This window comes from Limosilactobacillus galli (assembly GCF_947381495.1).
Taxonomy (GTDB): domain Bacteria; phylum Bacillota; class Bacilli; order Lactobacillales; family Lactobacillaceae; genus Limosilactobacillus; species Limosilactobacillus galli.
In genome coordinates this window covers 17,982-38,320 of record NZ_CANCWK010000015.1, presented here as the reverse complement: position 1 = coordinate 38,320, position 20,339 = coordinate 17,982, and the positions used below count along the sequence as shown (strand labels likewise).

Sequence of the window (20,339 nt, the reverse complement as noted above, 5' to 3'; positions counted from 1 at the left end):
AGAGTTCTCGTATCAGTAGGGTTCTGCATTAGGCTATAACCAAGGACATATTGTGAATTGGTCATAATTTGAAGATTATATGCCGGCTTAGTTTGACCGTTGCGCATCGGATCTTCCTTCAAACGCATAAAAGTAGCATCGTGATCAGTCTTAGAATAGCTATTACGTTGACCAGCGATTTGTGCCTGGGCCTGATATTCAAGGTGCTTTTGGCGACAGTGATCTAGTGCATGAAGATACTTTTTAGCATGGCGCCGCTCTTGCTTAGCTGGGTTCGGTGAAACCTTTGCGGTTTCACTAACTCGTTGATTAAGATCTTCAATCCGTTGTTCAAGCAACGCAATAACAGTATCAAGCTGATCGATATCGAAGTTTTCTTCATCAACTTTGATCTTAACTTCTGCCTGTTTAATCTCATGAATTAACTTACGAGCTTTTTCAACATTCAATTCACTATACTTAATTGTCCGCTTCTTCCAAACGAAGGAGTACTTATTAGCATTAGCTAGAATTTTAGTGCCATCAATAAACGAAGCCTCATCAATCATTCCTTGAGCTTTTAAGTAACTGTGGAATTCTTTGAAGCTACTTTGGATCATTTCTTCTAACTCTTCAGAAATGATAAAGCGAGCAATGGTCCGATACGTTGGCCGTTGTTCTTGGGTTAGCCACATCGCTACTAGATTTTCACGAGCAAAGCGTTCGATTTTCCGACAGGAAATGATTCCATAACTATAGGCCAGTAGGACTAGCTTTAGTAGCATGCGTGGATCATACTCTCTCGGGCGACCCATTATTCTAGGTCGACGGACAGCCAGACTTTCAACTAAACGATTAATATAGTGTGCCGGATGACTCGATTCAGGTTCATAAGCAGTAGGTATGTTCAAACTAAGTTGATTCATGTTATAATATGTACTCAAGGTTTTGTATCCTTTCGAGGGTATTTGAGAAGCATCGACGGTCAGGTCGGTGCTTTTTCTTTTACTAATTTTAAAGGAAAACGGAGTTAAATGAAATCCGAAGATTTCATCTAACTCCGCTTATTTTTGGGGACTTATGTCACAGCCCCTTTTTATATCAAGGTACAAAGCCAAGCAATCGCGGCGGGCAACAGCTGGACCAGCCAGATCTTCTTCGTCGCTGTCAGCCCGCCATAGAGGGCCACAATGACGATCAAGCCCAAGAGGAGGCGGAGGACAGTGACCAGGACGGCCCCGTGGAAAAAGAAGAAGCTGACGATCAGCAGGACCCCCAGCATCCCGTTATAGATCCCCTGGTTAGCCAGGGCGACCCGGGCCGTTGGTTGCTTAACATACTCCAGTGGCATGTCAAACGCCTGGGCCTGTTGTTGCGGGGAGCCGAACATCTCTAGGAGCATGATCCCCAGGTGCTCGATCGCCACAATCCAAATCAGAATTATCATTGCCATATTCGTTTTCTCCCTATTTCACGTATTTCTGCAGGAAGGCCTGGACATGCTGCTGGTAGGCCTGCGGGCTGTGGGCAAAGGAGGCGGCATGCTTAGCGCCCGTGACAACCCAAAGTTCCTTGGGCCCCCGGCTGGCAGCGTAGTTTTGGTAGACCATCTTAGTCGGGACAAAGGTATCATTGCTACCGTGAATGAACAGCATTGGCCTGGTATTATTATGCAACATTTTGACCGAGTTTGCCTCCCCCGTGAAGAAGCCATTCTGGACCCGGTTGATCCCGCTCAGGATGGCGATCAGTGGGCAGCGCAGGAAGGTTGGGATGTGGTAGAGGTTCCCGGCCTCATAGTTCAGCTCATCATTCAAGCTGGTGTAGCCGCAGTCCTCCACAAAGGCCTTTACCTGGTAGGGAAGTTTAATCCCGCTGGTCATCATCGTGGTGGCCCCACCCATACTAGTTCCGGCAATAACGATCTGGCTGTCGGTCCCGTTCTTGGCGATCAACTTTTCCGCCCATTTACGGACATCGTAGCGTTCGGGCCACCCGTAGCCGATGTACTTTCCCTGACTATGGCCGTGCGCCCGGGCATCCGGAAGCAGGACGTTATAACCGAGCTGGTGGTACATTGCCGCGTAGGCTCCCATGTCCTCTTTCCGGCCCATGAAGCCATGCAGGATAATCACACTCCTCGTGGTTGAGTGCGCGGCCGGGATGTAGTCGGCATCAAGCCGATAGTGACGGGTGGCCGATTCCATAGTCCAGTGCTGCTTCTTGCTATCAGCAAACCAGGTCTTCTGCCAGTAGAGCGGGTCCGTGCGGCTGATCCGTGATGAAGACTGATGAACAAAGCTCTTGTGGCTCGGCACCATGGCGACGGTAAAGAAGTAGCTCCCCGCAACCAGCAGCGCGACGACAATGACGCTGACGATCCCGATCAGCCAGTTTCGCAAACGGTGACGTTTTTTCTTAACAACTGTACTCAATTTGATTAACCCCATGTTGTAATTTTTGGATAATGTGATTAGTTTAGCACACTTTCTGTTACTTTGCATACTGTTTTACTGTTATTTGCCGCTGTCAATGGTAAAATAATAGAGACATAGTAAGGAAGTGAGCACATGTTTCCAGAAAGACTGCGCGCTTTACGTAAGGGCCAGAAAATTACACTAAAAGAATTGGCTAACCACCTCAACGAACACCTCGGGCCAGGCGAAAAACCCAATACAGCCTCACAGATTGGCAACTGGGAACGGGGAATCCGGACCCCTTCCTACATTGAGGCCCGGAAACTAGCCGAATTTTTTAACGTGAGTCTCGATTACCTGACGGGGAAAACTGATCGCAACGATTTTGACCTCGCCAAACTTTTCTTTTCCAACAAGGATCTCCTGTTTAACAACAAAGTGTTGTCCAGCGATGACCGCTACGAGATCTTCCAACTGATCGACGGCTACCTCAAGGGTCGAACCAATCGTCACGACACCGACAAGTTCTACGGCAAGCAGGAGCAACTCGATTTGAAGTTAAAGTGAGGAGAGGAATTGATATGAATCCAAAGAAGCTCAAGAAACTGAAAAAACGCGTCAAGAAGGCGCAGCAGGCCGTTCACCAGGCACCCTACATCAGTGAACTGATGAGTGCTCGCGACCTCTTCGATGATTTTCCAGAGATCAAATACCTGATTAACAATGCCCTGGAAAGCGACCGCCTGTTAAAGAGCGGCCTCCTGCCACAACCACTGCCGACCTTGTTGCTGCCGGATGACATTCAGGACACGATCTTCAACCAGGTCAACCAGCAGTATCCCAAGGACGACCCCCGCGGCGACCAGTTGTGGAACAAATACAGTGCTGCCCTGCCGAAGTTAGACCGGGCCCTGCGAAACTTCCGGGACTATCTTGAGGATACCTACGGAATGTGGTCCTACGTCAACGCCCCATTCGCCAAGGCGCTGGCCGACTACCTCGACGGCTCCCCCGTCCTCGAAATCATGGCGGGGAATGGCTACATCTCCAAAGGGCTGCGCAACAACAACGCTAACCAGCAGATCTACACCACTGACAGTCAGGCTTGGACCAAGGAAAACGAAACCGGTAAGCACCCGGTCACTAAAATCGAAAAGCTTGACGCCATCAGCGCCATTAAGAAGTATGGGGACCAGGTTGAATATGTCATCATGTCCTGGGCACCGGACAAGGGTGAAACCGACTGGGACGTCCTCCAACTGCTGCGGCAGAACTATCCTGACGTTAAGTTCTTAGTCATCGGCGAAAAGAACGGCGCTACCAACTCCAAGAAGTTCTGGCAGGAGGCCCAGCTCAGCCAGGACGAGGAAATGCAGAAGGTCAACCAGCAGCTCCATTCGTTTGACCTGATCGATGAGCAGATCTACCTGGTCAAGTGAATTGGTTTAGTTCTTTCAGTATACATATAATCCTTAAAAAGGCCCGGATCCAAAACTATTTTGTGATCCGGGCCTTTTTAGACTGGCATTACTGGTCTATCTCGGTTACACTATTGTGAGTTTGAAATCTTTTAGAAAGGAAATTTCGACGGCCTTCCTGCCTGTCGATCGGTCGCTATTATGAAATATCGTCTGCAAGCAATTCTCTTTGTCTTCGTTGCCTTCATGCTCGGCTGTAACGAGTACATGATCGTCGGGGTCCTTCCCGATATTGCCCATGAATATCACGACTCCCTTTCCCGCCTCGGGCTCCTGGTAACGGTCTTTGCCTTGATCTATGCCATCTTCACCCCGATCATCACCTCGGCCGCCAACCGCTGGCGCCGTCACCACGTTCTCCTGTTCCTGATGGTCGTTTTCTTCGTCGGCAACACCTGGTCCGCCATGGCGACTAACTACTACTCGCTTCTTCTGTCACGAATCCTGACCGCGACGGTTGCGGGAGCCATCATCTCCATCGTCCTGGTGATGGCCAGCTTTGTTGCTCCGCGTGAGAAACGGGCCAGCCTAGTCTCCTGGGTCTTCGCCGGCTTCAGTATTGCCTCCGTCGTGGGGATTCCGATTGGGACGGTGATCAGTACCACCTTCTCCTGGCACGACAGTTTCTGGATGATCTCCGGATTGACCATCCTGGTCTTTGCCGGACTTGTTTGGTTGGTGCCCCGTGATACTCCGCAATTCAAGAGCACCCTCAGCAAACAGTTCAGCCTGCTGAAGGATAGTCGGGTTATCCTCGGGGTCACCTTCATCGTGGCAGTGTGTGCGGCTGACTACACCATTTATACGTACATTCGGCCCCTGATCACCAACGAGATGGGCTTTGACAACACCTGGCTGAACTGGCTGCTGTTCGGCATGGGGATCTTCTTCATCATTGGCAACAAGTTTGGTGGGTACCTCGCTGACCGGGGCGGTGTGCACCGGCTCGGCAACATCTACATTGCCATGACGATCCTCTACATCGCCTTTGGTCCCCTACTGAACTTCAAGTGGTTAGCGATCATCGTTGTCGCCCTCCTCTGCGTGGCCTTCTCCTGTTACGGGGCGTCTACCCAGCTGATGTTCCTCGACATTGCTGAGAAGGACTATCCGCAATCCCTTGACCTGGCCTCATCACTGAACTCCATCTTCGCCAACATCGGGATCTCCCTGGGCTCTTTCACCGCTTCCACCGCGGTCCAGTTCACCTCGTTGAACCACCTCGGCTATGTGGGCGCCGTCTACGGAATCCTGGCAACAGTTCTGGTCATTGTCCTCAGCAGAAAGTACACTGGCATGCGTTATTAGATATCAAAAGGGTTAGCAGCATTAAAACCGCTAACCCTTTTCCTTTTGAAATATTTCCCGGGAAATCAAAAAGCGCGGCACCAAATGGTAACCGCGCTTTCCTTTGTGTATTGATCCTATCTCAGGTCGGTAACGATGTCCACTTCGTTATCAACCAGGCACCTCACAATCCGGTGAGTTAACGTGCCCCATATATCGAAAAAGTAATGGCAGCAATTTGGGTCGCTACCAGGCCTCTCGACTCATCGCACTTAATATTATATAACATCCCACTCGGGGAAGCAAACGCTAAGCCCGGGCTTCCATCACGGCTGCCAGGTGATCGGCAAGCCATGGCTGGATCTTAGCCACTAAAGAACTGGCCGGCCGCCCCTGGTCGGTTTCATTGGCCAGTTCATCAATCCGTAAGCCGGACTTATTAACGTCATCGCTCTCTACCACCATGTAGAGGTTCACCGGATAGGCTGGCTCCTTATCCAGCAGCTTAGGATCCAAGCGCTCGGCCTCATCCATCGGAATATTGATCAGGTTGCTCTCCAGTCGGAAGCTGACTGGATTACCCTTTCTCATCCGGACATTGGCCCGGTACTGACCAAGGTAGCCCTTATTGAGCTGCTCTTGCACAAACTCGACTGCCGCCGTCAAGGTCTTCTTCTGCTGGGCCTGGGTAGCGGTTTTATCCTCATCCATGACCTGGACCTTGTCAGCCGTTACCATTTTAAGGTAATCATCAACCGTTAACTTCATTTCTCTTTCGCCTTCTTCATCAGCTTCTCAATCCGCGCCTTGGTATAGTCAGAACGCTGCTTGATGCCGTAGTAAATTCCCGCTGCGCCCAGCAGGATTCCGATGATACTCAGTGCCTCGACGAATAGGCCATAAGCACTTGTCCGGGGGGTCACCATTTGAAAGGCCGCCAAACTGGCAAGCGCAAAGTAGAGGTTCACCAGAATCGTCGCATACCCGCAGAAACGCATCTTAACCAGGGCCAAGGCGTTGACGATCACCGCCAAGACAATGAACAGCGCCAGCCGCGGCCACACGCTGCTGGACAGCAGGGAGTGGCCATGCTGAACAAACATGATGGCATCGAGCACCAGGGCAACAACCGCCGCCACCGACGTCACCGTTATGACCTTATCAGAATTTTTCATGTAATTACTCGCTTTCTATTGGCCAAATAAAAAATAGGATGGCCACATTTCGTGTCTTGATCCTATTTTACTAAATATCCATGTAAAGCTCAATTATGCCAGGAGGTCCGCAATCTCGGCAGTTGGAATCCCAGTGATGTATTGTTGAGTACCCGCATCGTCGAGTGCTTGCTTGATGGCGTCATGGTCATACTTAACACCCTTGAGCTTCTCGGCCAGTTCCGTAACGTCTTGCGGGCCGAAGAAATCACCGAAGAACTTGATATTCTTGATTACGCCGTCCTTGACATCCAGCCGGGCGTCGATCGTTCCCATGTCGAAGTGCTTACGCCGCTTGGTAGTGAATTCAGGGTTCTTACCGTAGACCCAATCCCAGTTGTTGTAGTACTGTTCATAGATCTTGTCGATTTCCTTCTGGTCTTCTGGCGTTACCACGTACTGCTTGTCCTTGATCTCGTCCAGGCTGTCAACGTGGAAGAGGCCTTTAATCAGGTCATCCCGGAAGGTTGGAACATCGATGTCCTTGTACTCGTCGCTCAGATATGGCCGCAGGTTGGTAACCCGGCTGCGAACAGACTTAATCCCCTTAGAAGCGATCTTGTCCTTGGCCACGTGCAGAGCGTCGGCAACCACGCTCAGATCAACGTCCAGCATTAATGTCCCGTGTGAGAAGGTCTTGCCATTCCGGGAGTACATAGCATTACCGGAGAACTTCTTGCTATCAACCAGGATATCGTTCCGGCCGCTGACTTCGGCTCCTGTTGCCCCCATCTTGTGCAAAACATCCACGATTGGCTGGGTAAAGGACTTGAAGTCCCCGAATTCCTCACTGTCGCTTGGTACCACAAAACTGAAGCAGAGGTTCCCGAGGTCTTGGTAGACCGCGCCACCACCGGACAGCCGCCGGGTAACCCGGATGTTGTGCTTCTTGACGTAATCCTTGTTAATTTCCTCGGCCGTGTTCTGGTTCCGGCCAACGATGATGCAAGGCTCTTCGTAGTAGAACAGAACCAGCGGTTCGTCACCAAAGTCCTTGTCATTCATCAAATACTGCTCTGTTGCTAAGTTCATCCCGATGTTGTGGGACGTCATTGAAACATAACGCATATTTTTGCCCCTCTTCTTCAAAAGCATGTTTTCAAATTGACAATTAAGTTACATTTGTAGTGTAGTCCTCCTGGTAAACGTTTTCAATAAATATACCTTAAAAGTGTGAATAATTATGTTAGCTACTGGTCAAAAACCTTATAATAAGGGTAACTAAGTAAATTGTAAGGAGTTTTGAAGATGACAGACGATTTCCAATATCACAAGATCCTGGTTGCAGTTGACGGTTCTAAGGCCACCAGTCAAGTCCTCGACGCCGCAATCGACAGCGCAATTCGCAATGATGCCAGCCTCGATATCCTAAATGTCACCCAGGTTGACCAGATTACCGATGGCTACAGTAATGCCATCCTGAGCGAAAAAGATACCTTCGACGCCGTCCACACGACTCGGGAACGGCTGGACGACCTCAAGACGCGGGCTGAAAAGGCTGGCGTTAAGGACGTTAACATCCACATTCGTTTCGGTAATCCTAAGCGGGTCATTGCCCGGGAGTTCCCTAGCGACCACAACAACGACCTGATTGTGATCGGCACGACCGGTCTCTCTGGTTTCGAGCGGTTTGTGATCGGTTCCGTCACCAACTACGTCAATCGGAACGCCCGGTGTGACGTTCTCGTTGTGCAAATCGAAAAGTAAGGAGCGATTAGTTTGGCGAAGAAGATCGTGATGGGGATCGTAGCCCATGTTGATGCCGGCAAGACCACCCTTTCCGAAGCCTTGCTCTACCGAACTGGGGCCCGCCGGAAGCTCGGCCGAGTCGACAATGGTGATGCCTTCCTCGACCCTGATCAATTGGAAAAGAAACGGGGAATTACCATCTTCTCCCATGAGGCCCAGCTCAAATACAACGACCTGGGAATCACCCTGCTCGATACCCCAGGGCACATCGATTTTGTAGCCCAGACGGAACAGGTCCTGCAAGTCCTCGATTACGCTGTCTTGGTGGTGGACGCTACCAACGGCCTGGAAGGGACCACTTTGACCCTCTGGCGGCTCCTCGACCACTACCATGTTCCGACCTTTATCTTTATCAACAAGACGGACAGTGTAGGGGCCGATCCACAAGCAGTCCTCAAAGATCTGCAGAAGTCCTGTTCACCAGGCTGTATCATGTTCACTGACCCGCTCAATACAGACACCACCGAGGCCATCGCTAGTCAAGACGACGATGCGTTAACCGAGTATCTGGAGAGCGACCAGCTCAAGCCCGCCACGATTCAACGCCTGATCCGGGAGCGGAAGGTCTTCCCGTGCTATGCCGGGGCCGCTCTTAAACTGACCGGAGTTGACGACCTATTGGCGGGCCTGGCCAAGTGGACCGTGCCGTTTACCCCGCACCAGGAATTTGGAGCCCGGGTGTTCAAGATCTCCCATGATAAGAATGATCGCTTGACCTGGCTACGAGTCACCGGGGGCCAGCTACAGGCTAAGGCTGCCCTCGTGGGTGATGAGAAGGCTAACCAGCTTCGGGACTATAACGGAGCCAGGTTTACTATTCAGCAAACGGTTCCCGCCGGTGATGTCTGTGCCGTCACCGGGCTCGCCACCACCTTTCCTGGCCAGGGCCTGGGGGCAGAAGACAACTTGCGACAAGCCACCTTTCAGCCAGTCCTGAGCTACGCCGTCGATCCCCAGGGCAACGACATTCACGCTTATCTGACAGCCCTGCGACAGCTGGAAGATGAAGACCCTCAGCTGGCGGTCACCTGGTCGGAACACCTCCAGGAGATTCACGTTCACCTGATGGGTGAGGTCCAGCTGGAAGTCCTCCAGCAGCTCCTGGCCGAACGTTTCCAACTCCAGCTTGGCTTTGATCAGGGGAGCATTCTGTATAAAGAGACGATCACTGACACCGTCGAGGGGGTTGGGCACTTTGAACCGCTCCGTCACTACGCCGAGGTCCACCTCCTGATGGAACCCGGCCAGCCCGGAAGCGGCCTGACCTTCGCCGACCAGTGCCGGACGGATGTTCTCAGCCACAACTGGCAGCAGCAGATCATGACCAGTCTCGGTGCCAAGGAGCACCGTGGCGTCTTGATCGGGGCCCCACTGACCGATGTCAAGATCACCCTAGTTGGCGGTCGCGGCAGTATTGTCCATTCAGTCGGCGGCGACTTTCGTGAGGCGACCTGGCGGGCTGCACGGCAGGGGCTGATGGAGCTTCGGGCCCAAAAGAAGTGTCAACTGCTGGAACCATGGTACCAGTTCCGCCTGATTGTTCCCCAATCAGAGGTTGGCCGGGCAATCAACGACATTCAACGGATGAATGGCAGCTTCCAGCTCGGAACTGATAATGGAGTGGCCACTACCATCACCGGCGAGGCTCCGGTGGCATCAATGCGTGACTATGCCCAGGAAGTCCGGAACTACACCCATGGCCAGGGACAGCTGGAGTGTGTTGTCGCCGGCTACCAACCATGTCACAACGCCAAAGAGATCATCAATGACCGACAGTATGACCCGATGGCCGACCTGGAAAACACTCCCGATTCGGTCTTCTGTGCTCACGGTGCCGGCTACCCAGTACGGTGGGACCGGCTGCCTGAGATGGCGCACTTCCCGTACATGAACAAGTAAATACCAAATAGAAAAGCCTAGGATTACCATTTCGATAATCTTAGGCTTTTTAGATTGAATCATTTCACTTCCGGTGCACGCTAAAGAGATCAAAGAAAAGGCTAATGATAAAGGACAGCAGGAAAATACTATCGATAATGTACTCGCCCACCGAATGATCGCCCCGATAGCTGTATATGCATAGGCCAGCTAAGATCAGATCAATGTAAAAGCTAATGCTCCAGTAAAAATTATTTTAAACTGAATCACCATTTTATTCACCTAACTTCTCAAGTGTGTGCAAGACTGCCTGCTCGTCATTCGTGCCGATGACGTGGGTAGCAGCCTGTTGAACATTCTGGGGCGCGTTCCCCATCGCGTAACTGGTCCCGGCCAATTCAAACATCTCGAGGTCGTTCTCCCCGTCGCCAAACACGACCAGGTCCCGGGGACTGATCCCCCACCGGGTCAGTAGCAGTTTGAGACCATGGGACTTATCCATCCCCGGAATGATCAGGTCAATGGACCCGTTGCCGCTGGATGTCGCCCGGATGATCCCGGCAAAACGCGTATCGATTTCCCGGGAAATTTCTTCCTGCTGGGCGGGCGGGACGTTCAAAGCGAATTTGAAGATCACATCATCCTGGATGACAGAGAAGTCCGCAACCTCCTTGATCCGGGTATAGAACCGGCGCGCCCCGGTCCGAAATTCGGCGGGTGCACTCTTTAAGACATAGGCACTGCGCCGGCCACAGACAATGAAGTTAACCCCCGGGAGCTTCTCCAGGTACTCAATTACTGCCTGGGCATCCGTCATCGTCAGTCGTCCGCAGTGTACCTCCGTCCCCTGGTCAATGGTCAACACGCCATTTTCCGCCACAAAGGCCAGCTGGTCGGCCACTTGTGGAAACAGGCTGCGTAGAAAGTAGTACTGGTCCCCGCTGGCCACAATGAACCGGATGTCCTTCTCAACCATTGCCGCATAAACCTTGTCAAATAATTGCCGGTCATAGTCACGCCGGTTGGTCAGAAAGGTCCCGTCAATATCAGTTGCCACTGCACGCATCTCAATCTTCCTCCTCAATCTTCAATAGTAACCCATACAAGGCCCCCAGCAGATTTGCTCCGTTACCGAAGCGGGCCGCCATGATTGTCGGCATTTCGATGTCGTCATGCAGGCGGCGGTCCCCCTCCTGGAGCAGCCGAAACTGGTGCCGGACCTCGCTGATCAGAATTGGCTGGGCACTGATCCCGCCGCCAATCACGATCCGGTCAAGGTCAACTACGGCCTGTACGTTAATCAAAAGCACGGCCACCCGTCGGCAGAAATCAGTAAAGATCGACCAGGCAGGCCCTTTACACTTACTAATCTCTTCAAACGCCCGCTGACCATCCTTAAGGTTTGGCAGGTTGCAGGCCTGGGCCACCGCTATGATCATCTTAACGGCCGAGGTGCTAGCGCCAACCGTGGCCTGGTGCGGATCCGCATGGTCGTAGTTATTGACAATTGCGCTTAGTTCTCCTGCCCGAAAGTTCGGACCATGTACTAGCTGGCCATTGATGACGAGCCCGCCACCAACTGAGGTCCCCAGGGTGATCACCGCCCCGTTTCGGACGTCGGTAAGGTTCCCCAGCCAGAGTTCAGCCAGGGTGGCGCAGTTGGCATCGTTGCCAACATAGACCGGCAAGCCGGCGTACTGACGCAGGTAGGCCGCCAGTGGAAAGCTGCCCATGAAGGCCAGGGCCCCCGTGAACTTGACCGCCCCGGTGGCTGGGTTGACGATCCCCGGCACGCTCACACAGATAGCGGCGACCCCGGGCTGGCGATCCACAATGCTCGTCAACAAGTGGAGAAAAGCTGCCTGATCCCGGGGCGTGGCGGTGCGGCGCTTGACAATGATGTTTCCGGAATGATCAATCCGGGCACTCTTCACTGCCGTGCCGCCGACATCAATACTCAAATACTGTCTAGCCATCGTGATCGCCTCCTCACCACATTATGATACCTACATTATACACTAACACTACCCGTGGGAAGTACGCAGCCGCCAAGCCAGCAGGCCGCCGGCAACCCCGATGAGGGCGAACAAGAGCCACCCGAGCCCCAGCGAGTAAAGTGGGATGTGGCTGGCAATCCTGATCAGCGCCTGGCCGCCTGATAGATTGCGCAGAACCGGCGGGAAGGCATTGACCATGTCCAGGACTGCCGGGACAAAGGTGAATAGCAGCCCCCAGCGGTAGACGATCGCCGCGTTATCAAACAGTGGTGAGAACATCCCCAAGAGGATGAGGACGATTGCCAATGGATACAGGAGCATCAGGACCGGCGTTGACCAGGTCACGATCTTATCCAGCCCCAAGTTAGCGATTACAAATGATATCAAACAGTTCAGCCGCAAAAAGGCTTTGTAAGAAATCTTAGGAAACCGGTCATGAAAGTCCTGCGAAAAAGCAATCACCAGTCCCATGGCGGTTGTCATGCAAGTGATCGTTGCCAACGTGAGCAGCAGGGCATTACCGAAGTTTCCCATGTAGTAGTGGGCCACCTGGTTGAGGGTGGTTCCCCCATTGGCCGCGACAGCAAAATGATTGCGGCTAGTGGTTCCGAGGTAGATCAGCCCCAGGTACATGACCCCGACCCCGGCAATCCCGATCATTCCGCCTTTGACCGTCGCTAGCGAGGTCTGCTGGCCCCGCTTGAAGCCCATCTGCTGGACGGCGGCGATGATGGTTACTCCAAAGATCAGCATTGCCAGGGCGTCCATTGTGTTATACCCCTGCAAGAAACCGCTGGAGAAGGCATGCTGCAGGTATTCGCTCGTCGGCTTAGGCGTGTGCAGGCTGCCCATCGGCTTGATGAAGGCCATGAAGAAGATGACAAAGAGCATCACCAAGAAGATCGGGTTGAGGACCTTGCCAATGATCTCCGTGATCTTACCCTCGCGCGTTGCGAAGAAGTACACCAGCAGGAAGAAGAGGCCGGTATAGATTGCCAGGCCCCAGGGCTGCATGGCCGCGCTAAGGTAGGGCGCCACCCCAATTGCATACGGCACCGTTGCCGAACGCGGCGTGGCACAGAGCGGCCCGATCGTGGCGTGCACCAGCACCAAAAAGATCAGGGCAAACCACGGCCCCACCGGCAGGGCCAGCTCAAAAAGCCCCCGTGACTTAGTGATGCTGATCGCCAACAGGGCGAAGAGCGGCAGAAACACCCCCGAGACAATGAAACCAATGGCGGCCGGCAACCAGTTATGGCCGGCCAGCTGGCCTAGGTGAACCGGGAAAACCAGGTTTCCTGCCCCAAAGATCATGCCGAAGATCAGTGACCCGATCGTTAAGTAGACCTTACTCGCTTTTTTTAATGAACTCATTTCAATTTCTCCTCTACGTTAATATCAGCAATTGCTAATTATAGCATAGTTTCCCTGCTTCCCCAGATACCGTTTACACCCCGTTAGTTTCAGTGAAATGATGTTTTTTTCAGTCAGGGATACATAATAACATATCGAATACTGAATCATTGATGATTTGGGGACTGTACCATTATCATAATCAGTGAACAGATTTAGGGGGGGAGAAATTACTAATGAACGTTTTTATTCTAGAAAACAAATGGATCGAGCAGCGCTACCTTGAGCAAACTCTGCGCAAGATCCGAGCAGACCTGGAGATTCCTAAGATGACCATTCTTCCCTTCACCGACGTTGATTCAATGATGGCCAAACTTCCGGAACCAAGCATTGATAATGTCTTCTTACTCGACATCGAAATCAATGCCAACAAAAAAGCCGGCCTGCAAGCCAGCCAGCAAATTCGGCAACACGATGCCTTCGCGACAATTATCTTCATCACCGTCCACGACGAGTTTTTGCCCACCACTTACAAGTTCAAGAGTGAGGCATTAGACTTCATTGCCAAGGACCACAATGACATTACAGCCAAGCTCAAAGACGACTTTATATTCATTACCAAGAAGCAGCGACATCAGCAACCAGTTCAATGGCTGACGCTCAAGACTAGTGCGGGATACTTGAAAGAAGACCTGAGCAACATCTACTATTTCGAACCCACCCCTGCTAATTCGCACCAATCCCTTCTCCACACCACGGACAACCAGGTGCTCACCATCAACGTCACCCTGAACGAGCTCGAAAATGAGTTCCCCGTTCTCTTCCGGGCGCACCGGCACTATCTGATCAATCCGCTTAAGGTTGTTTCGGTTAATCTTAAGCACCACACCCTTCGCTTTATGGGTAATGATCAGGACTACCCATTCTCCCGGTTACGGACTAAACGCCTGTTTGCACAGTTAAAGAAGCTCGAATCACCGCTTAAAATTATTTAGTTGTCCCGCCCACTGGTGCCTTGCCAGCTAAAGTACTTGATCTCTGGGTGGCCAACGATCTTGCACCGACCATTCGACCTCAGCTTTCCATTCCGACTGGGGTAGTAAAACTCCATTACTGGTTCGGATTGGATCTTCAGCAGACCGCGCTGCCGACTATCAACATAGCGAACCGCCTTTAAAGATCGGTAGTTCTTATTAAGATGGATTTTTCGCGCCACTACCAGAGTCCCCTGAACTCCGGTAGCGGTTTTTTTGCGGCGGTCACCAATTAAGTAAAGCGTTCTAACAGGACGACGATGCGTATCATAGAAGATCACCTTCTGTGGTGCGTTATTGACAAAAGTCGTATAAGATAATACCTGGTTGTGTTGAATGATAAGGCCAAGCAAGCCGATTGCTAATACGGCGGCAATCGTTATGATCACCCCGACCACCCGTTTAGATAGCGGCCGGTGTTGCTGTCCTTCCCACTGCTTCTGCGCAGGTAAAGGCCGCCCGCAGTTACTGCAACGCTTACTCCCAATCACGTTTAATTTGCCGCAAGTAGGGCAGGTAATGCTTAGTTCGTTATTTTTCATTGCGATTTCTCCCCATTTAATGTATGCCATAAGTATACAATAATTCTTGTAAAGGCAGTTTTGATATGATTTATTTTAACCTAATTAACCCGTTTACCCTGGCGCCATCGCTTGGTTACCTCATTGTCTGGGCCATTAAGACCTGCATATTTTATCCGATCTTTTTCCTTGGCACTTACAAACATCTTCATTTACGGCGGATCCCGTTTTATTTTTACTTGATCATCGCCGTTGGGGCCCTCTTCCTACCATTCTTCTTTTTCCTAAATGATTTGATCTGGATCATTGTCACCATCGTCCTCATTTATTTTCTGGTCGATCACGGCACCGGTTCGCTTACCGATCTGGTTGCCGGATTCGGCTACAGCATGCTGGTCTACTACTTTGTCCAGACGATTGTGTCGGGGATTATTGCGATCTTTGAAATTACCCTGCTCCCCAGCACCGGCGTCTACTATCTCATTACGAACACCAGCATTCTTATCTGCTATACGGTGACGCTGCCCATCATCCGCGCAACCCGGCCCTTCTTTAACCACTACCTCAGTCGGTTGCGCGATGACCACGCCCTAAGCGAATGGCTGTTCAGCTTGGCCTTCCTCCCCATCGCGTACTTCCTCTACTATACCCAATACTATCGTCGGCTGACACTGCCGCCGGTACTCCCCGAAAGTGCCCCGCCAGTTGCCAACTACCTGGCCTACCTGGCCATCTGTTTCGGCTACTTTGCCATCATACTGATAGCGATGGCGTTAACCAGTAAGTATCTCGCCAACCGCGATCGGGCCGACGACGCTGAATACCGTCTGGCCACCCTTGCCAAGTACACCAGCCAGCTCGAAGTAATGACCGACGACCTGCGCCGCTTCCGTCACGACTATCAGAATATTCTCTATAGCCTCTCGAGTGCTCTGAAAACCAACAACCTCGACTATGCCAAGCGTGCCCTGGGCCACCTGACTCGGGACACCCAGCGTGATATTAAAGTACCCACCGGTATTATCGGGCCCCTCAAGAATATCAAGGATTCCGGCATCAAGGCCGTTATCTATAACAAGATCTCGGTCGCCATGGATAAGGGGCTCAACCTGGAGATTGAGATTGCTGATCCAATCCAGCTTACCCAGACCCTTCAGCAGGTCGATGCGATCAGGATCATCACGATCCTCTTTGACAACGCCATCAGAGCTGCCGCGAAGTCGGAAAAGAAGCTGGTCGACTTTAGCCTCTATGAGAACCAGTTTGCACAGTTCATCGTCATCGGCAATTCAACCGCCCAGGCCAAGGTCAACCTCAACCAGCTGACCGCCATCGCGCATACGGTTACCCTAGGCCGGAATCACCACCTGGGTCTCCGCAACCTTCAGATCATCCTGGCCCGCTACCCAGGCGCTAGCAATGACCGCAGTTCAAAGGACCACTACTTCGAGCAACGGATCATCATTCCAAAGAAAAAATAATCTATGCTAAAAAAGAGGACGTTAAATTAACGTCCTCTCTTTTATTTATGAGTGTTTATTGAGTAATCAGCAGTCGATTACTTAAGCCCCTTCCAAGTCCAGTTAGTAACTTCTGGTAAGTCCTTACCTTCTGAACGGATGTAGTGGTTGTGCTTGTTGATCATGTTGTCCATCTTGGCAACAAAGGCAGCACTCTTCTGTTCGTAGCCAGGTACGCTTTGGATAGCGTCCTTAGCAAGGTGGAACCGGTCAAGTTCGTTCAATACACGCATGTCGAATGGCGTAGTGATGTCACCATTTTCTTCGTATGAGTGGATGTGAACGTTCCGGTTAGCACGATCGAAGAACAGAGCTTGGATCATATCACGGAAACCGTGCCATGCGAAGATAACTGGCTTGTCCGTAGTGAAGTAACGGTTGAATTCAGCGTCAGTCAAGCCTTCTGGGTTCTTGTCGGTCTTCATCAACTTCATGATTTCGATGATGTTGATGTAACGGATCTTCAGTTCAGGGAAGTTGTCGTGAAGAATGTCGATAGCAGCAAGAGCTTCTTCAGTTGGTTCAGTACCAGCAGAAGCGAAGACAACATCTGGTTCGCTGCCTTGGTCAGTAGAAGCCCAGTCAATGTAGCCAAGACCGTTGTCAACCAATTCGGTAGCTTCGTCAATGGAGAACCATTGTGCACGTGGGTGCTTGGAAGTTACGAAGATGTTGATGCATTCTTGGTCGTTGAAGGCCTTGTTAGAAACAGCCATCAGTGAGTTAGTATCAGCTGGCAGGTATTCCTTAACGAGGTCTGGACGTTCCTTTTCGAACATGTGAGTCAACAGACCTGGATCTTGGTGAGTGTAACCGTTGTGGTCTTGCTGGAAGACAGTTGAAGTATCAACGAAGTTCAATGCTGGGTATTGCTTACGCCAGTAGAGATCCTTAGCCTTCCGTAACCACTTCATGTGTTGAGTCAGCATGGAGTCAACAACCCGACCGAATGATTCGTAGGTTGCGAAGAATCCGTGACGACCAGTCAGAGTGTAACCTTCAAGGAAACCTTCTGCTTGGTGTTCGGAAAGTTGTGAATCGATCACACGACCAGAGTGAGCAAGGTCTTCGTCGTTTGGTTCGTGGATACCTTCCATCCATTGACGCTTGTCGTTGTCAAGAAGATCGTAGAGCCGGTTAGACTTGGATTCGTCAGGACCGAAGCCACGGAAAGTATCTGGGTTCAGTTCTGCCATCTTGCTGAGGTACTTACCCCATTCAAGCATGTCTTGCTTAATAACCGTACCTGGCTTTTGAACATCAATAGCGAAGTCACGGTAGTTAGGCAGGATCAGTGGCTTAGGATCCTTACCACCATTAGTGATTGGGTTCATAGCCATCCGCTTGTCACCATCTGGAGTGTTTTCTTCAACCAGAGCAACTGGGTGACCGTTTTCGTCGAACAGTTCTTCTGGCTTGTAAGACTTCATCCAGTCAACAAGCATGTCCTTGTGTTCCATGTCGTCTTGAGATACCGGAATAGGAATCTGGTGAGCACGGAATGAGTTTTCGATTGGGTTACCATCCAAGTCCTTCTTTGGACCAGTCCAGCCCTTTGGAACCCGGAAGATAATCATTGGCCATTGTGGCAGAGAGTCATCGTTGTTTTCACGGGCGTTCTTTTGGATAGCCTTGATGTCTTCGATAACCTTGTCCATGGTCTTTGCCATTTCTTCGTGAACTTCCATGTGGTCTTTGTAGCCACTGAATTCACCGTCACGGTCAGCATCCTTGTATGCGGAAACGAAGTATGGCTTCCAGCCCATACCTTCGAAGTACTTAGTAAGTTCTTCGTCGCTCATCCGTGAAAGGATAGTTGGGTTAGAAATCTTGAAACCGTTGACTTGGATGATTGGTAATACCGCACCATCCTTGATTGGGTTGATGAACTTGTCTGAGAACCAGGAAGCAGCCAATGGGCCAGTTTCAGCTTCACCATCACCAATTTCAACAGCAGCGATAACATCTGGGTTATCTAAGATAGCACCAACACCGTGTGAAAGGGAGTAACCTAATTCCCCACCTTCGTGGATAGAACCAGGAACTTCTGGTGCGGCGTGTGAAGCAGTCCCACCTGGGAAACTGAAGTGCTTGAACAGCTTAGCCATACCCTTTTCATCCTGAGTAAATTCAGGGTAAATTTCAGTGTATGAACCGTCCAGGTAAGAGTTGTTCATCATAACTTGGCCACCGTGACCTGAACCTTCAATGTAGAACATGTCCAGACCGTACTTCTTAATAACCCGGTTTAAGTGGGCGTAAATGAAGTTTTGTGGAACAATAGTACCCCAGTGACCAATTGGCTTAGGCTTAACGTCTTCAGCCTTTAATGGCCGACGTAACAGTGGGTCGTCCATTAAGAACAGGGTACCGGCACTCAGGTAGTTAGCGGCGCGCCAGTAAGCGTCAACACTTTCCAAGTATTGCTTGGAATCGTAATCTACTGCCATCAAAAATACACTCCTTCTGAATAAATAAATACGTTCGTGTAATTCAAACAACTAACGTAAATCATTCAATTTACATCTTTTATGATAACCTGTTTTTATTTAAAGTCAACCTTTTTGAAAATTGATACGGTCCAATTAATGATTTCTTTACTTTTCTAACTGGGTGTATCACTTCCCATCCCCCGCAAATTCACATTTTTAAGTCCTTTAATAAAAGGACGTAATGATGCTAAAATCAACCTTAGATTAATGAAAGGCATGATTATTGTGGAGCATTTAGGTTCAACTGGTAGGGCTGATATTGGTGACTTTGAAAAGATGTTTGCGGTCACCACGGTGATGATTCAATCGGTCATCACCTTTTTAATGCAGACCCAGCCCCCAATTGGTCAACAATTCTTTCTGGGCGGCTTCTACAAATTAGCCAAGTTTAGCGCGTCTGCTTTCATCTTTGGGATCCTGTTCTCAACAATCAGAACCCACCCCCACGCCACCTGGCGCAACTACCCGCGCTTTATGCTTAACCGGTGGCACGTCCTGTTTGTCCCTTCAATCCTCTGGTCTACGGTCTACCTATTATTTCTGCCTCAATTGCAGCAGCACAGTCACTACCATAACTGGACCAGTTTTGCCTGGCAGTTCATCAACGGCAACGCGGCCCCGCACCTCTGGTACAACGTGATGATGCTCCAGTTTATTATCATCATGCCCCTCTTCTGGATGCTTGCCCATTGGATCAATCACCGGGCCGTTCGCGCCCTGGTTGCCTTTATTTTGGTGCTCATCTTCGAGTTCAGCTGGCACTTAACCTACGCACTCCGCGTCTTTCATGGCCCAGACGCCCACCAATGGTACCTACTTGATCGGGTCTTCCCCAGCTTCCTGATCTTCGCCACCGCGGGGACGGTGCTGTGGCAGTGCTACCCTAAGCTATCGGAAGTACTCAAGCAGCATTGGTTGAGTCAAGTTGTCATCTGGTTGGCCCTCTTCTACTACGTTACCCTCAACTTCTTCAGCTACGGGATTCCGGTATGGCTTACTAACGCCCCTTACTACTTACCATCAATGATCTTCTACAACCTGGCCACGATCGGTTTAATTGCGACCTTCGCATTGTATATGCAGAAGTACCGTAACCAGTGGCTGCCAATGGTGCACTGGATCGCCCTCTATGCTCACCGGGCCTACCTTTCCCACGTCTTCTGGCTCTATTGGTGCTGGAAGTTATTGAACCCGTTGCACATACCACTCATGCTTCTCTTTCCCCTGCTAATTCTATTAACGGTGGGGCTGGCCTTCCTATCGGCATTCATCTTCCACCTGGTCTGGGTCAAATTCAAGGACCTGCTCGGTATTCACCGGCACCTGACCAATGGCTAATCAAAAACGCCTCCCGTGCTCATTTCGAGCTATGGAAGGCGTTTTATTGAATTTGGGCAAGAAGACACGACCTTTTAAGAAC

The 20,339-nt window shown here is 50.9% G+C and carries 19 protein-coding genes; 8 read left to right on the top strand and 11 right to left on the bottom strand.

Annotated features, from left to right (window positions below):
* The 3 genes from QOS10_RS04770 to QOS10_RS04760 all read right to left on the bottom strand — a co-directional run.
* The coding region (locus tag QOS10_RS04770) for a transposase (protein ID WP_456298556.1) at window positions 1-923 on the bottom strand (923 nt) is incomplete at its 3' end.
* Between the two features lie 152 nt (window positions 924-1,075).
* Entirely contained in the window at window positions 1,076-1,432 is a 357-nt protein-coding gene (locus QOS10_RS04765; RefSeq protein ID WP_283594093.1) for a DUF1304 domain-containing protein, read from the bottom strand.
* A gap of 13 nt (window positions 1,433-1,445) precedes the next feature.
* Window positions 1,446-2,429, bottom strand: a complete 984-nt coding sequence (locus tag QOS10_RS04760) for an alpha/beta hydrolase (protein ID WP_283594092.1) — start codon at window positions 2,427-2,429, stop codon at window positions 1,446-1,448.
* Window positions 2,430-2,549: 120 nt separating this feature from the next.
* Here QOS10_RS04760 and QOS10_RS04755 point away from each other — a divergent pair, with 120 nt between their 5' ends.
* From QOS10_RS04755 to QOS10_RS04745, 3 genes are all read left to right on the top strand, one after another.
* Window positions 2,550-2,963: a helix-turn-helix domain-containing protein gene (locus tag QOS10_RS04755; RefSeq protein ID WP_283594090.1), complete on the top strand. Its 414-nt coding sequence runs from the start codon at window positions 2,550-2,552 to the stop codon at window positions 2,961-2,963.
* 14 nt (window positions 2,964-2,977) lie between these two features.
* Entirely contained in the window at window positions 2,978-3,835 is an 858-nt protein-coding gene (locus tag QOS10_RS04750; protein WP_283594088.1) for an SAM-dependent methyltransferase, read from the top strand.
* A gap of 180 nt (window positions 3,836-4,015) precedes the next feature.
* Window positions 4,016-5,182 carry an MFS transporter gene (locus tag QOS10_RS04745; protein WP_283594085.1) on the top strand — a complete coding sequence of 389 codons (1,167 nt, stop codon included), beginning with the start codon at window positions 4,016-4,018 and terminating at the stop codon, window positions 5,180-5,182.
* A gap of 288 nt (window positions 5,183-5,470) precedes the next feature.
* Here QOS10_RS04745 and QOS10_RS04740 read toward each other — a convergent pair whose 3' ends face one another.
* The 3 genes from QOS10_RS04740 to QOS10_RS04730 all read right to left on the bottom strand — a co-directional run bounded on the left by QOS10_RS04740 (window position 5,471) and on the right by QOS10_RS04730 (window position 7,443).
* Complete coding sequence (locus QOS10_RS04740; RefSeq protein ID WP_283594083.1) at window positions 5,471-5,929, bottom strand: hypothetical protein; 459 nt, start codon at window positions 5,927-5,929, stop codon at window positions 5,471-5,473.
* Complete coding sequence (locus QOS10_RS04735; RefSeq protein ID WP_283594082.1) at window positions 5,926-6,336, bottom strand: hypothetical protein; 411 nt, start codon at window positions 6,334-6,336, stop codon at window positions 5,926-5,928. The genes QOS10_RS04740 and QOS10_RS04735 overlap by 4 nt, the downstream gene beginning before the upstream one ends.
* Window positions 6,337-6,429: 93 nt before the next feature.
* Window positions 6,430-7,443 carry a lipoate--protein ligase gene (locus tag QOS10_RS04730; protein WP_283594081.1) on the bottom strand — a complete coding sequence of 338 codons (1,014 nt, stop codon included), beginning with the start codon at window positions 7,441-7,443 and terminating at the stop codon, window positions 6,430-6,432.
* Between the two features lie 180 nt (window positions 7,444-7,623).
* Between QOS10_RS04730 and QOS10_RS04725 the strand changes: the two genes are divergently transcribed.
* A complete protein-coding gene (locus QOS10_RS04725; RefSeq protein ID WP_283594079.1) occupies window positions 7,624-8,082 on the top strand; it encodes a universal stress protein in 459 nt (152 codons plus the stop codon).
* Window positions 8,083-8,112: 30 nt separating this feature from the next.
* Window positions 8,113-10,023, top strand: coding sequence for an elongation factor G (locus tag QOS10_RS04720; protein ID WP_283594099.1), 1,911 nt, complete (start codon window positions 8,113-8,115; stop codon window positions 10,021-10,023).
* Window positions 10,024-10,276: 253 nt separating this feature from the next.
* On the opposite strand, the gene QOS10_RS04715 is transcribed toward QOS10_RS04720, so the two are convergent.
* From QOS10_RS04715 to brnQ, 3 genes are read right to left on the bottom strand one after another with little or no spacing between them, the layout of a single operon-like run.
* Window positions 10,277-11,068, bottom strand: coding sequence for a Cof-type HAD-IIB family hydrolase (locus QOS10_RS04715; protein WP_283594078.1), 792 nt, complete (start codon window positions 11,066-11,068; stop codon window positions 10,277-10,279).
* 1 nt (window position 11,069) lies between these two features.
* A complete protein-coding gene (locus QOS10_RS04710; protein ID WP_283594076.1) occupies window positions 11,070-11,978 on the bottom strand; it encodes an ROK family protein in 909 nt (302 codons plus the stop codon).
* Between the two features lie 48 nt (window positions 11,979-12,026).
* Window positions 12,027-13,373, bottom strand: coding sequence for a branched-chain amino acid transport system II carrier protein (gene brnQ, locus QOS10_RS04705; RefSeq protein ID WP_283594074.1), 1,347 nt, complete (start codon window positions 13,371-13,373; stop codon window positions 12,027-12,029).
* A 215-nt stretch (window positions 13,374-13,588) separates the two neighbouring features.
* On the opposite strand from brnQ, the gene QOS10_RS04700 reads away from it, so the two are divergent.
* The gene (locus QOS10_RS04700) at window positions 13,589-14,347 is read left to right on the top strand and encodes a LytR/AlgR family response regulator transcription factor (protein WP_283594073.1); all 759 of its coding nucleotides are present in this window, start codon (window positions 13,589-13,591) and stop codon (window positions 14,345-14,347) included.
* On the opposite strand, the gene QOS10_RS04695 is transcribed toward QOS10_RS04700, so the two are convergent.
* Window positions 14,344-14,928 (bottom strand): hypothetical protein, encoded by a 585-nt coding sequence (locus tag QOS10_RS04695; RefSeq protein WP_283594072.1) that lies wholly within the window; start codon window positions 14,926-14,928, stop codon window positions 14,344-14,346. The genes QOS10_RS04700 and QOS10_RS04695 overlap by 4 nt on opposite strands.
* 65 nt (window positions 14,929-14,993) lie before the next feature.
* On the opposite strand from QOS10_RS04695, the gene QOS10_RS04690 reads away from it, so the two are divergent.
* The gene (locus QOS10_RS04690; protein ID WP_283594071.1) at window positions 14,994-16,388 is read left to right on the top strand and encodes a GHKL domain-containing protein; all 1,395 of its coding nucleotides are present in this window, start codon (window positions 14,994-14,996) and stop codon (window positions 16,386-16,388) included.
* 77 nt (window positions 16,389-16,465) lie between these two features.
* Here QOS10_RS04690 and QOS10_RS04685 read toward each other — a convergent pair whose 3' ends face one another.
* On the bottom strand, window positions 16,466-18,877 hold the full coding sequence (locus QOS10_RS04685) for a phosphoketolase family protein (RefSeq protein WP_283594070.1): 2,412 nt from the start codon (window positions 18,875-18,877) through the stop codon (window positions 16,466-16,468).
* 267 nt (window positions 18,878-19,144) lie between these two features.
* Here QOS10_RS04685 and QOS10_RS04680 point away from each other — a divergent pair, with 267 nt between their 5' ends.
* On the top strand, window positions 19,145-20,257 hold the full coding sequence (locus tag QOS10_RS04680) for an acyltransferase family protein (RefSeq protein WP_283594068.1): 1,113 nt from the start codon (window positions 19,145-19,147) through the stop codon (window positions 20,255-20,257).
* Window positions 20,258-20,339 lie beyond the last annotated feature (82 nt).